Raw genomic sequence first — 18,581 nt, 5'->3', positions numbered from 1 at the left:
TGACGACCGTCGTCTTTTCGGCCGGTCGAATCTGCCCTGGTGGCGGACCCGAGCGGCGGGAGGAGGATCGACGCGATGTCCGCAACGACCGAATACCGGTACAACCGGCTCACCTGGCCCGAGATGAACGACGCGATCGCAATGAAGAAAGTGGTCATCCTGCCGACCGGGTCGACGGAACAGCATGGGCGGCACCTCCCCCTCGACGTCGATCTCTTCCTGGCCGAATCCATCTGCCTTGAGGTCGGTCGCCGCGCTGCCGATCGCGTGCTCGTCCTGCCACCCATCCCCTACGGCCTGAACCTCCACCACATCGATTTCCCCGGGACGATCCACATCGAACCCGAAACCTTCATCGCGTTCTGCGTCAACGTTCTGAAGAGCGTGGCCTACCACGGCTTCGAGAAGATGCTGATCGTCAATGGGCACGGGTCGAATGTGCCCTTGATCGACATCGTGGCGCGGAAGATTACCCTGGAGACGCGCTCGCTCTGCGCGGCGGTCCACTACATCACGCTCGCCCTCGACGCCTTCGCCGAAGTACAGGAGACGCCGGTCGTCGCCCACGCCGACGAGTTCGAAACGTCCCTCTACCTTCATCTCGCGCCCGAACGGGTGCGGATGGAGCTGGCTGGCGCCGACAACGACGTCATGGGCACCTATATGAGTTCGGACAGCACCGCGAACTACCCTGTGCGCTTCAACGACTATTGGAGCCGGTGGACGACCCTCGGGGTCCATGGCGATGCCACGGCGGCGACGGCGGAGAAGGGACAGGTCATCTTCGAGGCAGCGGTCACGAAGCTCATCGGCATCGTCGACGAGTTGCGGCAGTGGCCGATCAATGAGCGGCGCGACCAGCACCTCGGCGAGGTACAAGGACACATTCGATGGTAGTCAACGCGGGGTGCACACCGCCGACGCCGTGCACGGTGTGAGAGGGGGCCACATGAAGATTCGGGACATTCGTGCGGTCGGGCTCCGAGGTGCCACCCCAGAGAGTGGTTGGACCTACGAGGTTGGCCCCGACGATTGCCTCCACACGCTCATCGCGGTCACGACCGATGAGGGGGTCACCGGACTGGGCAGCGTGTTCTCCAGCGATACCCTCGTCGAGGCCGCCTTGGCGGAACTCCGCCCCCTCTGCCTGGGGGAATCCGCCTTGGAGCCGGAGCGCGTTACCGAAAAGCTGCACCAGACGACGTTCTGGCTCGGTCGGGGCGGTTCGATCACCCATACGATCAGCGGCATCGACATCGCCCTGTGGGACATCCTGGGGAAAGTCACCGGGCAACCGGTGGGTCGCCTGCTCGGCGGCCGCTACCGGACGCGTGTGCAACCCTACGCCTCGGTGTTGATGGAGGAACCCGAGCGCCTCGCCGAACATCTGGGGCAACTCAAAGAGCAGGGGTTTCGTGCGTTCAAGATCGGCTGGGGACCATTCGGTCGCCGTGATAGCAAGCTCGACGAGGCGATCGTCCGGGCGGCCCGCACCGCCGTCGGCCCCGATGCCCTCTTGATGGTCGACGCCGGTGGGAGCGATGCCTTCTGGAAACCGGGCTTGAAATGGGCGATCCGAACGGCCGAGATGCTAGAGAGCTACGACGTCGCCTGGTTTGAAGAACCGCTCGGCCCCGATGACCCTGATAGCTACGTTGCCCTGCGCCAGGCAACAACGGTTCCCATCGCAGCAGGGGAGGTGCTCACCCGGCGACAAAGCTTCGTCCCCTGGCTGACGGCCGGCGCGCTCGATGTGGTCCAGCCAGACGCCACGAAGGTGGGCGGGCTGAGCGAGTCCCGGCGGATTGGGCTCTTCGCCCAAGAGCTTGGCGTCCGGCTGATCCCACACGGCTGGAACACGGCGATCGGCCTCGCGGCCGACTTGCAGTTGGCGAGCGCCCTCGCGGACACCACTCTCGTCGAATACAAGACTGGCTCAGCCTATATCGATGAGATCGTCGCCGATCGCTGGCAGCTCGACGCGGACGGCATGCTCCCGATTCCCGACACGCCGGGCCTCGGCATCGAGCTGGATTGGGACGCCGTCGCACGGTACACCGGCGGTCGGCGCCTTCTCGACGGATAAGGTCGCAACCAGCATGACACTAACTGGGCGGGGGTGCGGTTGCCCCATCCCCGCCCAGTGCTCATATGGATCGGTGAAGCGCTGCGATCAGTGGTGATCCACGCGGGGGCCGACCTCGAGCTGCCGCAGCTCCCGCACCAGGGCAGCCAATCCCTCCGCAGCAGCAGCGAGGATCTGCTCCCCCTTCTCCCGCGTTGCGAGTGTCGCGTCCCCACGCACGCCGCTCTGGCTGAAGGTACTCCAATAGGGCATCCAGGCCACGGCTGACGAGGTGGGTGGCCGCCCCGCGACGAGGTCGGTCCATGCCGGGATCGAGGTCGTCGGGTAGGGGTTCACCTCGGCCACGGCCTTGCTCATGTCCACGAGCTCCGGCTTGATTGCCAGATACATCGAGGTCTCCAGCTCACAGGCGTGGGACATCCCGCCGGGGGCCGATTCTCGGATCTGTTCGACCACCTCGCGAACCGTGTTCAGGCCCCAGTGATTGACCGCCATGGCGATCGCGTTCCCGGCGGTCTCGATCACCGTCAGCCGCGCGATGATCTCGCAGAAAGGCGTGTTACTGCCATGTCCGTTGACGATCAGAATCCGGGTGAAGCCATGGTGGGCAAGGCTCTTGGTGATGTCGAGGACGTACTTGATAAACGTGTGCCCATCAATACTCAAGGTGCCTGGGAAGTCCATGTGGTGTGGGCTGTAGCCGTGGATCACCGGCGGCACCAGAACGCACTCGTCGGGGATGAGCGCCGCCCCGCGCTCGCAGACGGTCGTACAGAGGAGCACATCGGTATCAACGGGAAGGTGATACCCGTGGTCCTCGATGGTTGCTACCGGGAGGATCGCAACCCTTCCCGCCGCAGCAGCCTCGCGGATTTCGGGCCAGGTCATTTCGCCATAGCGATACTTAACGCTGGGCGTACTATGCGCGCTGGATGCCATGTCGTCCTCCTAGCACGATAGCTACAGCGACGCTAAGGGTACGGTGTGTGGATAGGTTTCATTCTAACAGACGATCGCGGGACTTCGATCCGCAGCGAGCGCCGCGTTCATGACCGGCTGCGCAGCACCGGAGCGTCGATCCGACGGAGCTCCGCAAACGGAGCGGATCGAGACCGTGCCCGTGTCGGTAGGGGAGACCCTGCGCCTGGCCCGCACCGGCCGCATCGCCGGCGGCCAGAGCGCGCCGGCGTTGCTGCTGTGTGAGGAGCGGCTGCGGGAGCACGGGTACTTGGGATGATCTCCGCGCGAGAGTAGACATAACGCCTGGATCGAATGAAGAGGGCAGGGCAGGACCGGGCTGGAGTGCGTGGGCGGCGTGGCTGGACCTGTGGAGCGGGCAGGAGCCGGGAACTGAGGTGGGATGTGGTAGTGACGGGCCGGGTTCGGATGGTCGCATGTTGCCGTCGGTGTCCACGGCGGGTGGTGTGACGGCTCCAGCGGCGTGGCGTGTGCCCGGGGCTAAAGCCGCCGGGCTGACCAGCAAAGCCGGCTGAAGCGGGCGGGGGGACCGGGCCCACACCTTGGGGTTAACCGCGCGCCGCTCGGCCCGGGCCCGGCGGCTTTAGCCCCGGGCACCGACCACGGCACGGGCTCTTTCCACCACCCATCTCGGATCCGTTCGGCAGCCGCACGCGCCGGTTGAGGCGGGCGGGAGACGGCGCGGGCTGGTATGCAGGATTAATTCGTCAAACTCCATAAGCCGGCTGAGGACTGGGAGCCGACCGGGTGGTGTGCGGGGATCCACTTACCATCACCGGTGTCATAGGTGGGCCATGGTTCGTTTCCCAGTTCTGCGCCGTCCCAGTTGGCGGCTCCGGTGGCCGCACGTCAGATCGTTTCCCAGCCGGCTTTAGCCGGCTTTTCTTGTGAGCCCGGCGGCTTTAGCCCCGGGCGCCTGACGCAGGACTGGGATCCTTTCACCAGACAGTCACCAGACATCGCCCTGGTCCTTCCGGGCCGAAGGGGAAGGGCATTATTGCGGATAACCTCCCTTATCCGCAATGTATCACGAGCCGCTCTGGGGCCTGTGATTCCCCTCCGCGGGCGGCCGTGAGCATGAGGGGTCTGTTAACGCCGTGGACACAGGCGTATGGGCCAGGAAGGCGGCCAGCCAGCCGAGGGCGTCGAGCGGCGACTGTGGTGGCTGGGTTCCACCATGGGTGGAGCTGCAGCACGCCGTGCAGTGCTGCGTACATGGTTTCGGGGTACGGCCGACCCACGTTGTAGTGCGGCGCCCAGCTCACGAAGCGCTCCTGACGTCAGGTCTCTCCAGACATGTCCACGACGAATTATGGCACCTGTGTGACACCCCGTAACGGCTTGCCGAAGCCGGGATGGCCGGGTACCGTGGCGGCGCGCGCCGGGCACGGGCGGCGCACCGGTTCTGGTGAGGCGGAGGGGGATATTATGTCACTTAGCGAGCAGGTTCGCGCGAGCATCGAGGCGCACAAGCCGGCGCTGATCGAGACGCTCTTCCGGCTGCTCCGGCAGCCGTCGGTCAGCGCCCAGGGGCTGGGTGTGGCCGAGTGTGCCGAGGTGCTGCGCGACATCATGGAGGAGCACGGCATCGCGGCGCGGGTGATCCCGACCGCCGGTCACCCGGTGGTCTACGGTGAGTATCCGGTCGAGGGCGCTACCAACACCCTGCTGGTCTACGGGCACTACGACGTGCAGCCGCCGGAGCCGTACGAGGCCTGGATCTCGCCGCCGTTCGAGCCGGCGATCCGCGACGGCCGGATCTACGCCCGGGGCACGGGCGACAACAAGGGCCAACTGCTTACCCACGTCCTGGCGGTCAAGCTACTCGCGGACCTGGGGCTGATGCCGAAGGTCAACCTCAAGTTCATCTTCGAGGGCGAGGAAGAGAGCCTCAGCCCGAGCCTGCCCGCGTTCCTGCGGGAGCACGCCGACCTGCTCCGGGCGGACGTGTTCTACGCGGCCGACGGGCCGATGCACCCCTCGGGTCGCCCGGTGGTCTTCTTCGGCGTGCGGGGCGTGGTCGGCATCGAACTCGTCGCCCGCGGGGCCAACCGCGACCTGCACTCGGGCGAGTTCGGCGGGCCGGTGCCCAACCCGGCCTGGACGCTGGTCGAGCTGCTGCACACGATGCGCCTCCCCGACGAGCGGGTGGCGATCGAGGGCTTCTACGACCGCGTGGTGCCTCCGACCCCCTACGAGCGGAAGCTGCTGGAGCGCATCCCGTTCGACCCTGAGGAAGTCAAGCGGGACCTGGGGATCAGCGCCTTCGCCGGTCCGCCCGACCTGTCGTGGTACGAGCAGTTGATGTTCCAGCCGACCCTGACGATCAGCGGCATGGCGTGCGGCTACACCGGCCCGGGCGTGAAGGGCGTGCTGCCGTCGGAGGCCGTGGTGCGCCTGGAGGCGCGGCTGGTGGCCGATCAGGACCCCGACGACATCTTCGCCAAGGTCGCCCGGCACGTGCGCCGCTACGCTCCTGAGGTCGAGGTGCGCCTGCTCTCCCGCTCCAAACCACAGAAGACCTCGCCGGAATTGCCGGTGTCGCAGGCGATCGTGGCAGCGCTCGCCGACGCCTACGGGGTCGAGCCGGTGGTCAAGCCGGTGCTGGGTGCGGCCGCCCCGAGCTATCTCTTCGCCGAGACGCTGAAGCTGCCGGTGATCTGGGCCACCTACGCGAACTACGACGAGAACAACCACTCGCCGAACGAGAACATCACGGTCGAGTGCTTCCTGAACGGCATCGTCGCCAGCGCCCTGGTCTTCGACCGCGTGGCGAAGCTGGACCCGGCACAGCTTCGGGCCTAGGGGCCGCTACTCGCCTGTGCCCTTCCCTGCCTGGCCGGTGTGCGTGTCGAATGTTCTGTCAAGTTGTCCGCGCTCGCATGGGGTGGGTCTCTAACCCACCCCTCTCCTAACGGGCCGGCTGGGGATGGGAAGAGTCACCGGCGGCTTGCACCCACGCGGGCCGGGAGACGGCACCGGGCAGCCTGCTTGCCCGGCATCGTGCCCTGTGCTATCGGTAGCGCGGAGGCAAACACGGCATATCCGGCCGGTAGCGGCACGGATGCGTTCCCCGGTGCAGCGAAGGAGTCACGAGCATGAGTGCGCAGGCGACCGAAACCCGCTTTCGGAACTACATCGGTGGCGAGTGGGTGATGCCCAGCGGGGCGGAACTCCGGCCGAACCAGAACCCGGCCGACACCCGCGAGGTGCTGGGCGAGTTCCCCCGCTCCAGCGAGGAGGACGTCGCGCGGGCCGTTGAGGCGGCCGCGGAGGCGCTGCCCGCCTGGCGGCGGACCTCCGGTCCCCAGCGCAGCGCCATCCTGACCAAAGCTGCGGAGATCCTGGAGCGGCGCGCCCAGGAGATCGGCGAGGTCTTGACCCGCGAGGAGGGGAAGACCATCGGCGAGGGCGTGGGCGAGGTGCTGCGCGGCGTGCAGATCCTCCGCTTCTACGCCGGGGAGCCGCTGCGGCCGATCGGGGAGAACTACGCCAGCGCCAACCCCGACACCTTCCTCTACACCGAGCGGGTCCCGGTGGGGGTCGTCGGGGTCATCACCCCGTGGAACTTCCCGGTCGCGATCCCGATCTGGAAGCTGGCTCCCTGCCTTGCCTACGGCAACACGGCGGTGTTCAAGCCGGCCGAGTTGACCCCGCTGACGGCCCACCTGATCACGGAGGTGTTCGCCGAGGCGGGGCTGCCAGCCGGCGTGCTCAACCTGGTGCATGGCCCCGGCCAGGTGGTCGGTGAGGCGCTCGCCCGTCACCCGAAGGTGAACGCCATCACCTTCACCGGCTCCAACGCTGTCGGCCGGCACCTGTACCAGATCGCGACCGCTCGCGGCGCCAAGGTGCAGCTCGAACTGGGCGGGAAGAACCCGGTGGTCATCGCCGAGGACGCCGATCTGGCGCAGGCGGTCGAGATCGTCACCTCCGGCGCGATGCGCTCGACCGGGCAAAAGTGCACCGCCACCAGCCGGGTGATCGTCGCCGAGCCGCTGCTGAAGGAGTTCACCGAGGCGCTGGTGGAGCGTGCCAAGTCGATCACGGTCGGTCCCGGGATCGACCCGGCGACGTACATGGGACCGCTGGTCTCCGAGGAGCGGCGCGAGTCGGTGCTGCGCTACATCGAGATCGGCAAGCAGGAGGGGGCGAAGCTCCTGACCGGCGGCGAGCCGCTGACCGGGCCGGAGCACAAGCACGGTTTCTTCGTCGCCCCCACGGTCTTTGCCGACGTCGAACCGACGATGCGCATCGCCCAGGAGGAGATCTTCGGGCCGGTCGTCGGCGTGATCCGCGCCCGGTCGCTGGACGAGGCCATCGAGATCGCCAACGGCGTCGACTTCGGGCTGAGCGCCTCGATCATCACGCGCGATATCCGCAAGGCGTTCCACTTCATCCGCTCGGTCGAGGCGGGCATCGTGCACGTGAACTCGGAGACCGCCGGGGCCGAGCCGCACGTGCCGTTCGGCGGCATGAAGGGGTCCAGCTCCTACTCGCGCGAGCAAGGCCGCGCGGCGATGGAGTTCTTCACCCAGACGAAGACGGTGTATTTGGATCTGCCGCCGGCGTAGGTCTGAGCACGCGTCGAACGGCTTAAGCCGCGCCTGTCGACCCTGGCAGGCGCGGCTTTCGTTACTGGAACCCTGACGTATTGGTATCTTATCCACGCAGTTTATCATCTTGTCACGCATGTACGTACGCCCATTCAACTACATTGACATCATGCGCAGGGGGATTGGATACTTCGATTGCGCAGTGAGCAATACGCTCGCAATTCGGCGCGGACCGATCGCCCGGGAGGTGGGCGATGGCGAGTGTGGCGTCTACTCTCTCGCTGACAACCCAGTTTCTCTACGAGTTGGCAGAGCTACCGCCGGATCACAAGAAGCGCATCTTGCGACGGATAGAAGAGCTACGCCTTGATCCGCGGCCCGACGGCAGGGCCAAGGTTCGTTATCAAGGCTATCAAGACGTGTATCGCTTGAAAGTGCATCCGTATCGCGTTCTCTACCGCTGGGAAGGGTACGATGTCACGGTGCTGACGGTCGGGCACCGACGCGACGTGTACCGAGGAGAGCTCCCGGTTGACGCTGAGGCGCCCTACCGGCTGATCGATGGCTCGGAGTTGCTACTCGCCAGCGTGATCGGGCCGCATTCCGATACGGTGTGGGCGGAGTCGATCCACCACGCCGTCGACGTCACGTCGGGTACCGAGCCTGGTGACTCGCATCCGGAACAACATCCCGGCGATATGCCCCCGTTGCCGGAACGCCCCCATGATGCGCTTGCCGACGATGCGGATGACCTTCTCTCCCCCCCGATCACACCGGATCTTCTCGACCGGATCGGGATCACTGATCCTAACCAGCGCGCGATCCTGCTCGAGTGTCGAACGGAAGGACAACTGCTGGGCGCAACGGTGCCGCCGGAGGTGATCGAAGCAGTCATCGATGCACTCTGGCCGGAAGATGAAGAAGATGAGGAGATCGATGACTCCGCACCGAGCCTGGACGCTGCGCTCGATGCGCCCGCGTACATCATCGATGATCTCTGCGAACTTGACCTCATCGAGTGGGAGCGTGGTCAGGCACCGCTCCAATGGCGCTTGCGGCTGGACCCGCAGCAGCAGGAGATCGTCCAGGCGATCGCTAACGGTCCTGGACCGTTCGTGGTGCGCGGTGGTCCGGGTAGCGGCAAGACGACGGTCGCACTGTATGCGACGAGGGCATTCCTCGAGTCGGCGCGGGCACGTGGCATCCGCTTCCCCAGGCTCCTCTACGTGACCTACACGCGCTCGCTGGCGAAAGTGGCCGAGGATCAGTTGCGGATCGTGCTTGGTCCAGATGCTGGCCGGGTCAGAGTGAGCACCGTCGACTCACTGGTCATCAAACTCGCTCGCTGTCAAGAGCCCGATCTCCAGATCGCCGATGATGAGTGGTTGGGCACGCTGTTCGAGCGGGCTCGGCAGGAGGCGTTCGCCCAACTCCTATCGCCCGAGGCGGCGCAACTGCGCCGGGAGGCCCGCGCCTTGGCTAAGCTGAGCAATGCCTATCTCTTGCAAGAGATCGAGGTGATTATCGAGAACCAGGGGATCGAGTCATTGGAGAAGTTCCTCACCGCGGATCGAAAAGGCCGGGGGATCGGGCTGACCCAGGTGCAGCGTGCGGCAGTTTGGCGCCTCCGTGAAACGTTTTATCGCTTGCTCGCTGAAGAAGGCCGAACTACCTGGGCACTGGCACGGCGGAAGGCACTCCAGGCAGCGCGCGAGGGGCTGGCCCCCGAGGCGTATGATGCTGTGCTCGTGGACGAGGTGCAGGACCTGAATCCCTTGAGTCTCCAGGTGGTTCTCAGTTTGTGCCGGTCCCCGGAGTGGGTTCTGCTGGTCGGCGATACCGGTCAGTCGATCTACTGGGGTGGAATGCGCTGGCAACAAGTGCTCTCCACCTTATCCTCATCGGTCAAGGGCTGGACGCTGCGGCGAGGGCACCGTGGAACTCCGGGTATCCACCGCGCTGCGGCAGCCTACCTCCAGCACGGTGGCGCCGGTGTACCGGACGGCACCCTTATCGAGAGCCACCGGCGTCAGCGCACAGAACGCCTCCCGGCCCTACTGCGAGTCCGCAGTCCTCAGCTCATATACCCTGCTCTGGTGGAGTGGCTGGAAGAAGCGATGGACACCATTGGAGCTCAGCGACAAGATTGCGCGGTCCTCGTTCCGACCAATCGGGAAGCAGAGATCGTTACTGATGAGCTTCTCCGACTTGGTCTAGACGCGCGCTTCGTCAGGCGCGGTGATTCGATCAACTTCGCGCGGTCGGAAGTACCAGTCATGACATGGTCCAACGCGAAGGGCCAAGAGTTCCCCATCGTTGCCGTCACCAGCATGACCTGGGCCGTGCCAGGGCTTAGGAATGTGGAGGTTCCTGAGGAGCGGCAGGAACTCATCGACCGGTGGCGACGCACTGCTTACGTCGCGATGACGCGAGCAACCGAGGCGCTGGCGGTGGTGGTACCGATGACCGCCAGGTCCCCGCTTCTGGATGGTCTCGGTGGCGACCCGTGGGATGTGCGATAACCAGTCGCGTCCAACAGCCATTCCCCGCTCGATCCCTGTTCCCAGTCATGTCGATTGGGGAGAGGGCGGCTTGCCGGAATCGGGTCTGACCTGTAGCCCGGGGCACGTGGATGATTAGCCCGCGCTGTGCGAATATCGCGCTGCCGGGTGGTGAGCCGGTGTGCGAGGCGCGGTGTTGGGTGGCCGTGTGGGTATGGCGAGAGGATGAGGGATGGCCCAGGTTCGGATCACGGTGGGTGCGCTGGAGTTCGTCGCGCGCTGGGAGGAAGCGGCAGCGCCGAAGACGTGCGCGGCGTTCCGCGCGATACTTCCGTTCGAGAGCAAGCTGATCCAGGCACGGTGGAGCGGTGAGTCGGCCTGGGTGCCGCTTGGGGACTTCCAGCTCGGCGTCGGGTTCGAGAACGCGACGAGCTATCCGGCTCCGGGCGAGATCCTCTTCTACCCCGGTGGCTACAGCGAGACGGAAATTCTGGTACCCTACGGTCCTACCTGCTTTGCCAGTAAGCTGGGGCAACTGGCGGGAAATCACTTCCTGACCATCGTCGAGGGGCGGGAGCGGCTCCCGGAGCTCGGCCGGCTGGTGGTCTGGGAGGGCGCCCAGGACATTACGTTCACCGCGCTGGACTGAGCGCGGGCCCGGCCGCCCCCGGTGTTCGGCTCATCGTGAGGTGTCGTTTCAGCGTCGTCGGAGGGAGGCTCATGATGGCGAACGGGATCCGTGTCGTGGGGCCGATGACGAGCGAGTACGCGGAGATCCTCACGCCGGAGGCACTGGCCTTTGTCGAGCGGCTGCACCGGGAGTTCAACCCGCGGCGGGAGGAGCTGCTGCGCCTGCGGCAGGAGCGGCAGGCGAAGATCCTGGCCGGGGGCACGCTCGACTTCCTGCCGGAGACGCGCGATGTGCGCGAAGGTGAGTGGTCCGTCGCCCCCGCCCCGGCCGACTTGAACGACCGGCGGGTGGAGATCACCGGGCCGGTCGACCGCAAGATGATCATCAACGCGCTCAACTCCGGTGCCAAGGTCTTCATGGCCGACTTCGAGGACGCCAACTCGCCGACGTGGGCCAACGTCGTGGAGGGGCAGCGCAACCTGCGGGATGCGGTGCGGCGCACGATCTCGTTCGAAAACCCCGACGGGCGGCGCTATGAGCTGCGGGACGAGATAGCGACGCTGGTGGTGCGACCGCGCGGCTGGCACCTGGTGGAGCGGCACGTCGAGGTGGACGGGCAGCCGATCTCGGCCAGCCTGTTCGACTTCGGCCTCTACTTCTTCCACAACGCTGCCGAGTTGATCGCACGCGGGAGCGGGCCGTACTTCTACCTGCCGAAGTTACAGGGCCATCTCGAAGCGCGCCTCTGGAACGACGTCTTCCGCTCGGCACAGGACGCGCTCGGCATCCCGCAGGGGACGATCCGGGCGACGGTGCTGGTCGAGACGATCTGGGCCGCGTTCGAGATGGACGAGATCCTCTACGAACTCCGCGAGCACGCATCCGGGCTGAACGCGGGGCGGTGGGACTACATCTTCAGCGTGATCAAGACGTTCCGCGACCGGCCCGACGCGATCCTGCCCGACCGGGCGCAGGTGACCATGACGGTGCCGTTCATGCGCGCCTACACCGAGTTGCTGGTGCGGACGTGCCACCGGCGCGGCGCCCACGCGATCGGCGGCATGGCGGCGTTCATCCCGAGCCGCCGTGACCCGAAGGTGAATGAGGTGGCGCTGGCCAAGGTGCGGGAGGACAAGGAGCGCGAGGCGGGCGACGGCTTCGACGGCACCTGGGTGGCCCACCCGGACTTGGTGCCGGTGGCGCAGGCGGAGTTCGACCGGATCCTCGGCGATCGACCCAATCAGAAGGATCGGCTGCGGGAGGACGTGCAGGTGACGGCAGCGGACCTGCTCGCCTTCCAGGTGCCGGGCGGCACGATCACCGAGGAGGGCATCCGCAACAACGTGAGCGTGGCGCTGCAGTACATCAACTCCTGGCTGCAGGGCGTCGGTGCCGCGGCGATCTTCAACCTGATGGAGGACGCCGCCACAGCCGAGATCTCGCGGGCGCAGCTCTGGCAGTGGCTCCATCACGGTGCCCGCACCGCTGGAGGTGGGCAGTTCACCGCCGAGCGCTACGAACGGATCCGGGACGAGGAACTCGCGAAGCTCGGCGGGCGCGAGACGCAGCGCTATGCGGACGCGGCGGAGATCCTGGATTCGTTGGTGCTGAGCGAGTCGTTCACCGAATTCCTGACCGTCCCAGCCTACGCGCGGCTGGAGTGATTGCCCGTTCTCCGAAGCGATCAAATTTATGTCGCGCTCCGACTCCGCCGGAATCCCGGCGGAGTCACACCATTTCGCATCGGATTCGCATCGGAGCCGCCGCGCAACGGAGTCGGCACGTGCCCGGGGCTCAAGCCCCGGGCTGACAAGACAAAGTCCACTGAAGGGGCTAGGGATTGGGCGCCCTGCGGGGTGCCGAACAGGATCCGCCTGTCGGTAGCCATCGCAGCCCCTTCAGTGGGCTTACCTTATTCAGCCCGGCGGCTTGAGCCCCGGGCACGGGCTGGACGGTGGACGCCTAACACCGAGCGGTGGTTCCGGGCGCGCTTCAGCCCGCGCGTGGCGTTTGCCGCATTCATCGCGTCTTCTCGCCACCCGCCCTCCGGTTCAGCGGACGGGCATCGGGCCGATCATTCCGGCGGGGGCGCTGTCGCCGCGGAGCATGCGGAGATCGGCATCGACCATGATCTCCACCATCTCCTCGAAGCTGACGGTCGGCTCCCAGCCGAGGATGGTGCGGGCACGGGTGGCGTCGCCGACCAGGAGGTCGACTTCGGCCGGCCGGAGGAACTTGGGATCGACGACGACGTAGTCCTCCCAGTTCAGCCCCACGACGTCGAAGGCGAGTTCGCAGAGCCGCCGGACGGTGTGGGTCTTCCCGGTGGCGACGACGAAGTCGTCCGGCTCGTCCTGCTGGAGCATGAGCCACATGGCTCGGACGTAGTCGGGCGCGTAGCCCCAGTCGCGCTGGGCGTCGAGGTTGCCCAGGCGCAGCTCCTTGGCGAGCCCCAGCTTGATCCGCGCGACGCCGTGGGTCACCTTGCGGGTGACGAACTCCAGGCCGCGGCGGGGGCTCTCGTGGTTGAAGAGGATCCCCGAGCAGGCGAAGAGGTTATAGCTCTCGCGGTAGTTGACGGTGATCCAGTGCCCGTAGACCTTGCTCACGCCGTAGGGGGAGCGCGGGTAGAACGGGGTTGTCTCACGCTGTGGAACCTCGCGGACCTTGCCGAACATCTCGGACGAGCTGGCCTGGTAGAAGCGAGCGTCGGGCTTGACCAGCCGGATCGCCTCCAGCATCCGGGTAACGCCGAGGGCGGTGAACTCGCCGGTCAGGACCGGCTGCTGCCAGGAGGTCGGCACGAACGACTGCGCGGCCAGGTTGTACACCTCGTCCGGCTGGTAGCGCTGGATCAGGTCGATCAGCGAGAGCTGGTCGAGCAGGTCGCCCTGGACCAGCTCGATCTTGTCCATCAAGTGGGCGATGCGCCCGACGGTTTCGGTGCTGGTGCGCCGCTGCATGCCGACGACGCGGTAGCCCTTTTCGAGGAGGAACTCGGCGAGGTAGGACCCGTCCTGCCCGGTGATGCCGGTGATCAGTGCTGTCTTCATCGTCTCCCGTCTTGTCCCCACACGCGGACCCAACGCGCTGCCGCTGCAGCCCTCGTAGTGTACCTGATCGAGACCGGGTGCTGGGCTGGGCGAGCCAGTCCGCTTCCTGGTCGCTCAGGGTGACCCGGTTGAAACGTGCGGTCCACTTTCATACTATGGCCCCCACGGATGCGGCATGCTGGTCAGCTCCTGGGCCACCGCCCGTGGTGCGGGGGTACGGCTAGTTTATGGAAGGACCCGCCGAGAGCTATGAAGATCTGTGTCACGGTCAAGCAGGTGCCGGACCCCAACCTGCCGATGCAGGTGGATCCGGCCACCCACCGTCTGGTGCGCAACCCGGACCAGTCGATCCTCGATCCCGCCGATGAGTACGGCGTCGAGACGGCGCTGCGTCTGGTGGAGGAGCACGGCGGTGAGGTCGTGGTGGTCAGCATGGGCCCGCCGTCCGCGGCCGATGCCCTGCGGCGTGCCATGGCGATGGGTGCCGACCGCGCGATCCTCATCACCGACGAGGCCCTGGCCGGGTCGGATGCCCGGGCCACGGCCCGCGCCCTGGCCGCCGTGATCCGGGGCGAGCAGCCTGATCTGGTGATCTGCGCCATCGAGGCCACCGATGCCTACACCGGGATGGTGCCCGGCATGCTGGCTGAGCTGCTGGATCTGCCCCAGCTCACCTTCGCCCGCCAGGTGGCGGTGGAGGGCCAGACGGTCACCGTGCATCGCGACATCGAGGGCGCCACGCAGGTGCTCCGGGCGCAGCTCCCGGCGTTGCTGACCGTCACCGCCAGCATCGCCGAGCCGCGCTACCCCTCCTTCAAGGGGGTGATGGCTGCCAAGCGCAAGCCGATCGACGAGCGGGATCTCGCATCCCTGGGGCTGGAGGCCGGGGCAGTCGGCGCAGCCGGGGCGGCCGAGCGTGTGGTGGCCCTGGAGGAGGTCCGCGAGGAGAAACAGGGGCAGATGGTGACCGACGACGGCACGGGCAGCAGCGTGGAGGCGATCGTGGCGTTCCTCGAGCGCATTCAGGTGGTGTAGGAGGGCGTGATGGCCACACGACGGGTCTGGGTCTGGACCGAACTGACGGATGGCGCCCCGCAGCGCCCCGCGCTCGAGTTGTTGACCGCGGCGCGCGGGCTGGGGGAGGCCGCCGCGGTGCTGCTGGCGCCGGCCGGGGACGAGGCCATCGCCGCGCTGGGGGCGCATGGCGCGGCCGTGGTCTACCATGGGGACGACGCCATCTACACGCAGTACGCCGTCGAGCCGCAGGTGGCGGCGCTGGCGGCGCTGATCGAAGCCGAGGCGCCCGACCTGCTCCTCTTCCCCAGCACCTTCACAGCGCGCGATGTCCTGGCGCGCCTGGCTGGGCGGCTGGGGGCCGGGGTGATCGCCAACGCGACCAGCGTGCGCTTCGAGGGTGACCGGCTCCTGGCGACGGTGCCCTACACGGGGGCGTATGTAGCGACGGTGACGCTGGAGGGGCCGGCGCCGTACCTGGTGCAGGTGCGGCCGAAGGCCTACCCGGTGGAGCCGGTGGGCGGGCAGGCCGAGGTGCGGCCGGTGGCGACGGCGCTGGACCCGGCGGCCTGCCGGGTGCAGGTGGTCGAGACGGTGCCGCAGGTGGCCGAGGGGCCGAACCTGGAAGAGGCCGAGGTGATCGTGGCCGGGGGCCGCGGGCTGGGCAAGGCGGAGAACTTCCGCCTGCTGGAGGAGCTGGCCCGGCAGCTCGGCGGGGCCGTGGGCGCCAGCCGCGCGGTGGTCGATGCCGGCTGGGTGCCCTACAGCTATCAGATCGGGCAGACGGGCAAGACGGTCAAGCCCAACCTCTACATCGCCTGTGGCATCTCCGGGGCAATCCAGCACCTGGCCGGGATGAAGGGGAGCAAGCACGTCATTGCGATCAATCAGGACCCGGACGCCGCCATCTTCGAGATTGCCGATCTGGGGGTGGTGGGCGACGTGCTGACCATCGTGCCCAAGCTGACCGAGCGGCTGGCGGGGCGGTAGAAGTGACCCACGGCCCTCACCCCTGCCCCTTCTCCCAACGTTGGGAGAAGGGGAAACAAGACGACGAGGCACTCCCCTTCCCAAGGTTTGGGAGCGGTGCCAGGGGTGAGGGCGGTCTCCACGCATGACGAAGGACGACGCCATGCTGACAGGACGCTATCGGATCGCCTCGGCTGCCGCGGTGGTGCTCGGCATCGCGCTGATCCTCCTCAGCGAGCTGGGCGGGGTCCATGAGGTGCGCGTCTTCGGTGCCGGGCTCATCAGCCTGGGCGGGATCGGGCTCGGAGTTCTCGCCGGGCTGGATCAGCCGCGGCGCGCTGAATGGCTGGCGTGGGTGCGGGATCGGCGCGTGGCGCTCGGCATGATCGCCGCGCTGGTGTCGGTGGCGCCAGTCGTGGTGGCGTTTGCCGCGGCGCTGGTCGTGCTCCCGGCGGCGATGGGCGAGGGACGTTCCGGCATGGCGCTGCTGGGCGGGCTGATCGCGCTGCTGATGCTCATGGCGTCGGTCGGCTGCTTCGTGCTGGCGGTGCGCGCGATCCGGCGTGCCGCTCGCCCGGTCACGCCGGGCTCCCCCGCTGAGGCGGGAGAGGAGGCCGCATGATCCCGACCCGCGAGATCCTGTGGAATATCACCGCGCTGGGGCCGATCCTCCTCTATACGCTGATGGCGATCCCCTTCGTCTTCCTGGCGTACGGGCTGGCGCGGCGGGTGCGCATGTGGCGCCAGGGGCAGCCGGAGAACCGCTTCGACCAGCTCGGCCGCCGCCTCTGGCACGCGATCCTGATGACGGTCCTCCACGGCCGGATCGTGCGCCGCCGTAACCGCTTCGGCGGGCTGATGCACCTCGCGATCTTCGTCGGCTTCGTCACCCTCTTCATCGGCACCGTCATCGTCATGATCGAGGCCGACATCACCGTGCCGATCTTCGGGGTGAGCTTCTACCGGGGCGACTTCTACCTCGTCTACAAGGCCGTCATGAATCTCGCCGGGCTGCTGCTGATCGGCGGCTCGCTGGCCGCGCTCTACCGGCGCTACGTGCGGCGACCGGCGACGCTGGAGACGACCGGCGACGACGTGGTGATCCTCGCCTTCCTCGTCGTGCTCGGCGTGCAGGGGTTCGCCGTGCAGGCGCTGCGCATGGCGGTCACCGACGATCCCTGGGGCCCCTGGTCGTTCGTCTCCTACCCGATGGCGCTGACCCTCAGCGCCCTGCCGGAGAGCTGGCTGCGCGCCATCCACGTGGCGAACTGGTACATCCACTTCCTGACCAACTTCGTCTTCCTGTCGTATGTCGCCTACAGCAAGATGATCCACCCCTTCACCAGCTTCGCCAACGTCCTCTTCCGCCGTCTCAAGCCGGTCGGGGCGCTGGATCCGATTGAGAACATCGAGGAGGCCGAGGTCTTCGGCGCCGGCAAGCTGGAGGACTTCACCTGGGCGCAACTGCTCAATGTCGATGCCTGCATGCACTGCGGCCGCTGCCTGGAGTACTGCCCCACCTTCAGCACCGGCAAGCCACTGCGCCCGCGCGACGTCGTGCTGGAGCTGGCCGGGTACATGGCCGACCGGGGTGGGATCTTCTCCGGCGAGCTGGGCCAGGGGGAGAACAGCGCGCGCTACCGCTGGGGCGCGGGGCCGGATCGGGCGCTGATCCCGGACGTCGTCTCGCCGGCGGAGCTGTGGGACTGCACCACCTGCGGCGCCTGCATGGCGCAGTGTCCGGTCTACATCGAGCACGTGCCGCTCATCGTCGGCATGCGCCGTCACCTCGTGCTGGAGCAGGGGGAGTTCCCGGAAGAGGTCACTTCGGTCTTCACCAACCTGGAGCGGCTCGGCAGCCCGTACCAGTTCCCGCCCAACCAGCGCGCCGCCTGGACCAAGCGGCTCGACCAGCCGGTCCCGGAGATGGCCGAGGTGGCCGCGCGCGGCGAGGAGGTCGAGATCCTCTTCTGGGTCGGCTGCCTCGGCTCCTTCGACTCGCGCAACCAGCGGACGACGGTCGCCCTGGCGCGCATCCTTCAGGCGGCGGGGATCAAGTTCGCGATCCTGGGTAAGGAGGAGAGCTGTACCGGCGACCCGGCGCGGCGCATCGGCAACGAGTACCTGGCCCAGATGATGGCGATGCAGGCGGTCGAGACGCTCAACACCTACAACGTCAAGAAGGTGGTGACGGCCTGCCCACACTGCTTCAACGCGATCAAGAACGAGTTCCCGCAGATCGGTGGGAACTACGAGGTGATCCACCACAGCCAGCTCATCAACCAGCTCATCGCTGAGGGGCGGATCACGCTCGACCCGAACTCGGCGCTGGCTCGCGGCGCGGTCACCTACCACGACCCCTGCTACCTGGGCCGCTACAACGGCGAGTACGACGCCCCGCGCGAGGCCCTGGCTGCGCTGCCCGGGCTGGAGCTGCGCGAGATGCGGCGCAACCGCAACACGTCCTTCTGCTGCGGCGGGGGCGGCGGCCGGCTCTTCATGGAGGAGACGCGCGGCACGCGCATCAACCAGGCGCGCGTGCGGGAGGCGATAGACACCGGGGCCGAGCTGCTGGCGGCGGCCTGCCCCTTCTGCATGACGATGTTCGAGGACGGCATCCACGGGGTCGGTGCCGAGGAGTCGTTCAAGGTGCTGGACATCGCCGAGATCGTCGCCGGGTCGATGATCACGCCGAACGGCGCCGACGGCGCCAAGGAGCATGGTGCGGCGGAGTCCGAGGGAGCAGCCCCGGAGTCGGCGGAGCGGCCGGAATAGCGGCCGCGCTGAAAGCGG

14 protein-coding genes are annotated in these 18,581 nt (G+C 67.2%); 12 read left to right on the top strand and 2 right to left on the bottom strand.

Going from position 1 to position 18,581, the window contains the following annotated elements; all coding sequences use genetic code 11:
• Positions 1-75: 75 nt before the first annotated feature.
• Entirely contained in the window at positions 76-897 is an 822-nt protein-coding gene (locus IRZ30_RS02010) for a creatininase family protein (RefSeq protein ID WP_294082395.1), read from the top strand.
• 52 nt (positions 898-949) lie between these two features.
• Positions 950-2,086: a mandelate racemase/muconate lactonizing enzyme family protein gene (locus IRZ30_RS02005; protein WP_294082393.1), complete on the top strand. Its 1,137-nt coding sequence runs from the start codon at positions 950-952 to the stop codon at positions 2,084-2,086.
• An 87-nt stretch (positions 2,087-2,173) separates the two neighbouring features.
• Here the strand turns inward: IRZ30_RS02005 and IRZ30_RS02000 are convergent, their stop codons facing one another.
• Positions 2,174-3,025: a creatininase family protein gene (locus IRZ30_RS02000; protein ID WP_294082391.1), complete on the bottom strand. Its 852-nt coding sequence runs from the start codon at positions 3,023-3,025 to the stop codon at positions 2,174-2,176.
• A 175-nt stretch (positions 3,026-3,200) separates the two neighbouring features.
• Between IRZ30_RS02000 and IRZ30_RS01995 the strand changes: the two genes are divergently transcribed.
• From IRZ30_RS01995 to aceB, 6 genes are all read left to right on the top strand, one after another.
• A complete protein-coding gene (locus tag IRZ30_RS01995) occupies positions 3,201-3,323 on the top strand; it encodes a hypothetical protein (protein WP_294082389.1) in 123 nt (40 codons plus the stop codon).
• 1,169 nt (positions 3,324-4,492) lie between these two features.
• Positions 4,493-5,869 carry a M20/M25/M40 family metallo-hydrolase gene (locus IRZ30_RS01990; protein ID WP_294082387.1) on the top strand — a complete coding sequence of 459 codons (1,377 nt, stop codon included), beginning with the start codon at positions 4,493-4,495 and terminating at the stop codon, positions 5,867-5,869.
• Between the two features lie 293 nt (positions 5,870-6,162).
• Positions 6,163-7,638 (top strand): aldehyde dehydrogenase family protein, encoded by a 1,476-nt coding sequence (locus IRZ30_RS01985; RefSeq protein ID WP_294082385.1) that lies wholly within the window; start codon positions 6,163-6,165, stop codon positions 7,636-7,638.
• A gap of 236 nt (positions 7,639-7,874) precedes the next feature.
• Positions 7,875-10,142: a UvrD-helicase domain-containing protein gene (locus IRZ30_RS01980; RefSeq protein ID WP_273031425.1), complete on the top strand. Its 2,268-nt coding sequence runs from the start codon at positions 7,875-7,877 to the stop codon at positions 10,140-10,142.
• A 211-nt stretch (positions 10,143-10,353) separates the two neighbouring features.
• Positions 10,354-10,770: a DUF3830 family protein gene (locus tag IRZ30_RS01975; RefSeq protein ID WP_294082377.1), complete on the top strand. Its 417-nt coding sequence runs from the start codon at positions 10,354-10,356 to the stop codon at positions 10,768-10,770.
• A 71-nt stretch (positions 10,771-10,841) separates the two neighbouring features.
• Positions 10,842-12,416: a malate synthase A gene (aceB, locus tag IRZ30_RS01970; RefSeq protein WP_366945309.1), complete on the top strand. Its 1,575-nt coding sequence runs from the start codon at positions 10,842-10,844 to the stop codon at positions 12,414-12,416.
• Positions 12,417-12,803: 387 nt separating this feature from the next.
• Here aceB and gmd read toward each other — a convergent pair whose 3' ends face one another.
• Complete coding sequence (gmd, locus tag IRZ30_RS01965) at positions 12,804-13,805, bottom strand: GDP-mannose 4,6-dehydratase (protein WP_012873349.1); 1,002 nt, start codon at positions 13,803-13,805, stop codon at positions 12,804-12,806.
• A gap of 249 nt (positions 13,806-14,054) precedes the next feature.
• Here gmd and IRZ30_RS01960 point away from each other — a divergent pair, with 249 nt between their 5' ends.
• From IRZ30_RS01960 to IRZ30_RS01945, 4 genes are all read left to right on the top strand, one after another.
• Positions 14,055-14,840 carry an electron transfer flavoprotein subunit beta/FixA family protein gene (locus IRZ30_RS01960; RefSeq protein WP_294082361.1) on the top strand — a complete coding sequence of 262 codons (786 nt, stop codon included), beginning with the start codon at positions 14,055-14,057 and terminating at the stop codon, positions 14,838-14,840.
• Between the two features lie 9 nt (positions 14,841-14,849).
• Positions 14,850-15,809, top strand: a complete 960-nt coding sequence (locus tag IRZ30_RS01955; protein WP_294082359.1) for an electron transfer flavoprotein subunit alpha/FixB family protein — start codon at positions 14,850-14,852, stop codon at positions 15,807-15,809.
• A gap of 124 nt (positions 15,810-15,933) precedes the next feature.
• Positions 15,934-16,410, top strand: coding sequence for a hypothetical protein (locus tag IRZ30_RS01950; protein WP_294082357.1), 477 nt, complete (start codon positions 15,934-15,936; stop codon positions 16,408-16,410).
• Complete coding sequence (locus tag IRZ30_RS01945) at positions 16,407-18,563, top strand: heterodisulfide reductase-related iron-sulfur binding cluster (protein ID WP_294082355.1); 2,157 nt, start codon at positions 16,407-16,409, stop codon at positions 18,561-18,563. The genes IRZ30_RS01950 and IRZ30_RS01945 overlap by 4 nt, the downstream gene beginning before the upstream one ends.
• Positions 18,564-18,581: the final 18 nt, after the last annotated feature.

The organism is Sphaerobacter sp. (assembly GCF_019683595.1).
Classification (GTDB): Bacteria; Chloroflexota; Chloroflexia; order Thermomicrobiales; family Thermomicrobiaceae; genus Sphaerobacter.
The sequence above is the reverse complement of the archived record's forward strand: the minus strand, read 5'-3'. Positions and strand labels throughout refer to the sequence as shown.